This is a genomic window from Streptomyces rectiviolaceus (genome assembly GCF_039533825.1).
Lineage (GTDB): Bacteria > Actinomycetota > Actinomycetes > Streptomycetales > Streptomycetaceae > Streptomyces > Streptomyces rectiviolaceus.
This window is the reverse complement of the sequence record NZ_BAAAUG010000192.1, coordinates 34,077-40,076: the sequence shown is the minus strand read 5'-3', so window position 1 is coordinate 40,076 and position 6,000 is coordinate 34,077. Positions and strand designations below refer to the sequence as shown.

At 65.8% G+C, this 6,000-nt stretch carries 5 protein-coding genes; all 5 read left to right on the top strand.

Going from position 1 to position 6,000, the window contains the following annotated elements:
- The first annotated feature begins 172 nt into the window (after positions 1 to 172).
- Positions 173 to 781: a cardiolipin synthase ClsA gene (gene clsA / locus ABD378_RS39670; protein WP_344529512.1), complete on the top strand. Its 609-nt coding sequence runs from the start codon at positions 173 to 175 to the stop codon at positions 779 to 781.
- Positions 782 to 894: 113 nt separating this feature from the next.
- Positions 895 to 3,390: a sugar phosphate nucleotidyltransferase gene (locus ABD378_RS39665; RefSeq protein ID WP_344529520.1), complete on the top strand. Its 2,496-nt coding sequence runs from the start codon at positions 895 to 897 to the stop codon at positions 3,388 to 3,390.
- An 89-nt stretch (positions 3,391 to 3,479) separates the two neighbouring features.
- Positions 3,480 to 4,379 (top strand): DUF881 domain-containing protein, encoded by a 900-nt coding sequence (locus ABD378_RS39660; protein WP_344529510.1) that lies wholly within the window; start codon positions 3,480 to 3,482, stop codon positions 4,377 to 4,379.
- Complete coding sequence (locus tag ABD378_RS39655) at positions 4,376 to 4,708, top strand: small basic family protein (protein WP_344529508.1); 333 nt, start codon at positions 4,376 to 4,378, stop codon at positions 4,706 to 4,708. The genes ABD378_RS39660 and ABD378_RS39655 overlap by 4 nt, the downstream gene beginning before the upstream one ends.
- Before the next feature lie 5 nt (positions 4,709 to 4,713).
- The gene (locus ABD378_RS39650; RefSeq protein ID WP_344529518.1) at positions 4,714 to 5,607 is read left to right on the top strand and encodes a DUF881 domain-containing protein; all 894 of its coding nucleotides are present in this window, start codon (positions 4,714 to 4,716) and stop codon (positions 5,605 to 5,607) included.
- The last annotated feature ends 393 nt before the right edge of the window (positions 5,608 to 6,000 follow it).

Below are 6,000 nucleotides of genomic sequence, written 5' to 3'. Positions count from 1 at the left end.
ATTTATATAAAGCCGTGGTCCCTGGACTTATTGTCCAGGGACCACGGCTTTTTTGTTTCTGGGCCCTTTCTGAACCCTTTCTGGGTCTTGACCACCCCTCTGCTTCGCCGGCTGACAACTGAGGGTAAGGTCAGGGGGCATCATCGGCTCGTTTCCCACAGGAGGCCCCCGGGTGGAGGTCCAGGAGACTCGCGTCCAGACGGACCGAGTCCTCACCATCCCGAACATCCTCAGCATGGCGCGCCTCGTTGGCGTACCCCTCTTCCTGTGGTTGATCCTCAGGCCGGAGTTCGGCGGGCCCAAGAGTGATCATTGGGCGCTGCTGGTGCTGATGCTGAGCGGCATCAGTGACTATCTCGACGGCAAGCTGGCCCGCCGGTGGAACCAGATCAGCAACCTTGGGCGGTTGCTCGATCCGGCTGCCGACCGGCTCTATATTCTGTCGACGTTGGTCGGGCTCACGTGGCGGGAGATTCTTCCGCTGTGGCTGACCGCGGTGCTGCTCCTGCGCGAGCTGCTACTGCTGGTGATGGTCGGGATCCTCAGGCGTCACGGCTATCCGCCGCCCCAGGTGAACTTCCTCGGCAAGGCTGCCACCTTCAACCTGATGTACGCCTTTCCACTACTGCTCCTCAGTGATGGAAGTGGCTGGATCAGCACTCTCGCTGCTATTTTCGGATGGGCGTTCGCAGGATGGGGTACAACTCTGTACTGGTGGGCAGGGATCCTCTACGTGGTTCAGGTCCGCCGACTTGTCCGTGCGGACACCACGGCCGATTGAGCTTGCCGATTCGGCAGCTGTAGAGGCTTGCAGTCCCGTAAGTGACATTTGCGGGACTATCTTGGCGGGCTAAGTCGGCTAGATCGTCGTCTATTGAGGAGGACGCTTCCGACATGAAGGCCGTCGTAATGGCCGGAGGCGAAGGCACGCGCCTTCGCCCTATGACCTCGAGCATGCCCAAGCCGCTCCTGCCTGTGGCCAACAGGCCCATCATGGAGCACGTGCTGCGGCTGCTCAAGAGGCATGGGCTCACCGAGACCGTAGTAACAGTCCAGTTCTTGGCTTCTCTGGTCAGGAATTACTTCGGCGATGGTGAAGAGCTCGGGATGGAGCTCACCTATGCCAATGAGGAGAAGCCACTCGGCACTGCCGGGAGTGTGAAGAACGCCGAGGAAGCATTGAAGGACGATGCCTTCCTCGTGATCTCCGGTGATGCACTGACTGATTTCGATCTCACTGAGCTCATCAACTTTCATAAGGAGAAGGGCGCGCTTGTCACCGTCTGTCTGACGCGCGTTCCCAATCCGCTGGAATTCGGCATCACCATCGTGGACGAAGAAGGAAAGGTCGAACGCTTCCTGGAGAAGCCGACCTGGGGGCAAGTCTTCTCCGACACGGTGAACACGGGCATCTACGTGATGGAGCCCGAGGTCTTCGACTATGTCGACGCCGATGTGTCGGTGGACTGGTCCGGCGACGTCTTCCCTCAGCTCATGAAGGAAGGCAAGCCCGTCTACGGGTACATCGCCGAGGGCTACTGGGAGGACGTCGGCACGCACGAGAGCTACGTCAAGGCCCAGGCCGACGTGCTGGAGCGCAAGGTCGACGTCGAGCTCGACGGCTTCGAGATCTCGCCCGGTGTGTGGGTTGCCGAAGGGGCCGAGGTGCACCCCGACGCCACGCTGCGTGGGCCGCTCTACATCGGCGACTACGCAAAGGTCGAGGCTGACGCCGAGATCCGAGAGCACACGGTCGTGGGTTCGAACGTGGTGGTCAAGACCGGTGCGTTCCTGCACAAGGCCGTGGTGCACGACAACGTCTACATCGGCCAGCACAGCAACCTGCGGGGCTGTGTCATCGGCAGGAACACCGACATCATGCGGGCCGCCCGTATCGAGGACGGTGCCGTCATCGGCGATGAGTGCCTCGTCGGTGAGGAATCGATTATTCAGGGCAATGTCCGGGTCTACCCGTTCAAGACGATCGAGGCCGGCGCATTCGTCAACACCTCGGTCATCTGGGAGTCGCGGGGCCAGGCCCATCTCTTCGGGGCGCGTGGGGTCTCCGGGATCCTGAACGTGGAGATCACACCAGAGCTCGCGGTGAGGCTCGCGGGGGCGTACGCCACGACCCTCAAGAAGGGCTCGACCGTCACCACGGCCCGTGACCATTCGCGAGGCGCCCGGGCGCTGAAGCGAGCGGTGATCTCTGCCTTGCAGGCCAGCGCCATCGACGTACGGGACCTGGAGAACGTACCGCTGCCGGTGGCGCGGCAGCAGACGGCTCGGGGCAGTGCCGGCGGGATCATGATCCGCACGACGCCCGGGGTTCCGGACTCCGTCGACATCATGTTCTTCGACGCGCGAGGGGCCGACCTTTCGCAGGGGAGTCAGCGGAAGCTGGACCGGGTGTACGCGCGCCAGGAGTACCGGCGGGCCTTTCCCGGGGAGATCGGGGACCTGCACTTCCCGTCCAGTGTCTTCGACTCCTACACGGGCTCGCTGCTGCGCAACGTCGACACCACAGGTGTGGCCGAGTCGGATCTGAAGGTGGTCGTCGACGCCTCCAACGGAAGTGCGGGCCTTGTGCTGCCGAGCCTGCTCGGGCGGCTTGGCGTGGACGCGCTGACCGTCAACCCGGGTCTCGACGAGTCGCGTCCGACCGAGACCTACGAAGCGCGCAGGTCGGGTCTGGTGCGACTGGGCGAGATCGTGGCGTCGTCGCGTGCTGACTTCGGTGTGCGGTTCGACCCTGTGGGCGAGCGGCTTTCGCTCGTCGACGAGAAGGGGCGGATCATCGAGGACGACCGCGCGCTGCTCGTCATGCTCGATCTGGTCGCAGCGGAACGCCGCAGTGGCCGGGTCGCGCTGCCGGTGACGACCACGCGTATCGGCGAGCAGGTGGCCGCGTACCACGGGACGCAGGTCGACTGGACGACGACATCGCCCGACGATCTGACGCGTGTGGGGCGTGACGAGTCGACCATCTTCGGAGGGGACGGCCGCGGTGGATTCATCATTCCGGAGTTCAGCAGCGTCTTCGACGGTACGGCTGCCTTTGTGCGGCTCATCGGTCTCGTCGCGCGCACGCAGCTCACGCTGAGCCAGATCGACGCGCGTATCCCGCGCGCCCATGTGCTGCGGCGTGATCTCGCGACGCCGTGGGCGGTCAAGGGGCTTGTGATGCGGACCGTGGTGGAGGCGGCGGGGGAGCGGTCGGTGGACACGACCGACGGCGTCCGGGTCGTGGAGACCGATGGGCGGTGGGTGCTGGTGCTGCCCGATCCCGCGGAGGCCGTCACTCATCTGTGGGCCGAGGGACCCGACGACGCCTCGGCTCAGGCGCTGCTCGACGAGTGGTCCACCGTGGTGGACAGCGCCGGTCGCTGACCGGCGGAACGGTCCGGACGGCACCCGTGCGGGGTGCCGTCCGGCACGCCGGTGGGGCCATTCGGAGGTAACGCCCGCGACGTGCGACGATGTGCGGCATGCCGCAGCAGCCCCCCGTTCGGAGCACCCCCTCGCGCCCCCGGCGCCCGGACGCCTCCATGTCGCTGCTGAACACGGTCATGGACCACAGTCTGGACGAGGGATACGCCGAGGCGGCGGCCCGCAAGAAGGCGAAGGGCCCCGGTGGAGTGCCGCGTCCGCTGCGGGCGAAGCTCGGCCTTGCCCTCGGACTTGTGCTCGCGGCCCTTGTGGTGACGGTGGGGGCCGCGCAGGCGCGGATAGCGGCTCCGGTCGTGGCCAAGGAGCGCGTGGAGCTCATCGACCGGATCGAGTCGGCGACCTCGGACGCCGATGAGCTCGAAGAGGATGTCGAGACGCTCCGCGACGACGTGGGCGAACGGCAGCGCGAGGCACTGAAGAAACACGGGGGCAGCCAGGGCGAGTTGGTGTCGCTGCTCTCCGGTGCCACCAAGGTCCATGGGCGCGGTGTGAAGCTTGTGGTGGACGACGCCAAGGAAGCCGATCAGGGCGGAGGCGGGCCGCGGGAGAGCGCGGGGTTCTCCGACACCGGACGGGTGCGCGACCGGGACATGCAACGGGTTGTCAACGGCCTGTGGCAGTCCGGCGCGGAGGCGATCGCCATCAACGACCAGCGGCTGACGGCCCTGTCGGCGATCAGGGCCGCGGGTGACGCGATACTGGTCGACAACAAGCCGCTGGTGCCGCCGTACACGGTGCTTGCCGTGGGTGACGGGCAGCGCTTGAGCACGCGATTCCAGAACAGTCGCGACGGTCAGTATCTGCATGCTCTGCAGGAGAACTTCGGTGTCCGGACCAGCATTTCCGTCCACGAAGACGTCCGACTGCCGGCAGCGCCGAGTGTGACCGTACGTACAGCAGAGCCGAAGGCAGGAAAGGGCACATCGTGATCGCCGTACTGGGCCTCGTCGTGGGAGTCGTGGCCGGATTGTTGGTCCGGCCCGAGGTTCCGGCGATGGTCGAGCCGTACCTTCCGATCGCCGTGGTGGCGGCACTCGACGCGGTGTTCGGAGGCCTGCGCGCGATGCTCGACGGGATCTTCGACGACAAGGTCTTCGTCGTGTCGTTCCTCTCGAACGTGGTCGTGGCCGCCCTGATCGTGTTCCTGGGCGACAAGTTGGGCGTGGGCGCTCAGCTCTCGACCGGTGTCGTGGTGGTCCTTGGTATCCGGATCTTCTCCAACGCCGCCGCCATCCGCCGACACATCTTCAGGGCGTGACGCGGATGGGTACGGACGAGACGCCCGGGGGCGACAAGCGGAGCAGGGAGCTGCCCGCCGAGGTGCACGGCGCGCCCGCGGAGCCTGCGGAGGGCGCGACGCCCGAACAGGACGAGCAGCAGGGGCAGCACGAGAAGCAGGGGCAGCAGGAGAAGCAGCAGGACGGCCAGGCGTCGCTGAGCGGTCGGCAGCGGCTGGCGGAGGCGTTGTGGCCGCCTCGCGTCACGCGTCCCCAACTCATCGTCGCCCTGCTGCTGCTCGTGCTGGGGCTCGGCCTTGCCATCCAGGTGCGCTCCAACAACGACAGCAGCGCGCTCCGCGGCGCACGTCAGGAAGATCTCGTACGCATCCTCGATGAACTGGATGACCGTACACAGCGTCTGGAAGGTGAGAAGCAGCGTCTCGAGGACCAGCGCACCGGGCTTGAGAACAGCTCGGACCAGGCCGAGGAGGCCCGCAAGCAGACTGTCGAGAAGGAACGTCAACTCGGCATTCTGGCGGGCACCGTGGCGGCGCAGGGTCCTGGGATCACGCTGACCATCGATGACAAGAAGGGATCGGTTGAGGCGGACATGCTGCTCGACGCCATTCAGGAGTTGCGTGCCGCGGGTGCCGAGGCCATCCAGATCAATGACGTACGCGTAGTGGCCAACACCTATCTGTCGGATACGGACAGTGGTGGTGTCCGGGTGGACGGCCGCAAGGTCGGCAAGCCCTACCGGTTCAAGGTGATCGGCAAGCCGCAGGACCTCGAGCCGGCGCTGAACATCCCAGGTGGCGTGGTGCAGACTCTGGAGAAGGAGCAGGCCACCGTCACCGTGACGCGAGCGGAGAAGATCGTGGTGGACGCCTTGCGAGCGGCGAAGCGGCCTGACTACGCTCGGTCGTCGTCCCAGTGATGCGGGGGTGCATGGGGGCCGCCGGTCAAGGGCATGAGGTTGCGGGGGGTCGGCGCACCGTAAGCGTGGTGCGTGGTGGAAACTGTTTGGCGGATACGGACGTTGTGAGGATGTCTGTGCTGCCGATGTACGCCGGTGAGTGCAATCAGGGTTCGTCCTGCCCCACGGGCGGGTCTGTTTCGGTCAAGGGGAATCGCCCGTGAAGTTGTTTGCGAAGTTGTTCGGCAAGAGCGCACGTGAGGACAGTGGCAATCCCGCCACGGCCCGGCACCGTGCCCCGCGCCATGGAGATGCCGAGGGATCTGAGGGACAGGGCGCCGAGCGCCCGATGTTCCGTGACCAGGTCGGTGGGCCGGGCGGTGACATTTCGGGCGCGCAGGGCGCGTCGTCTGT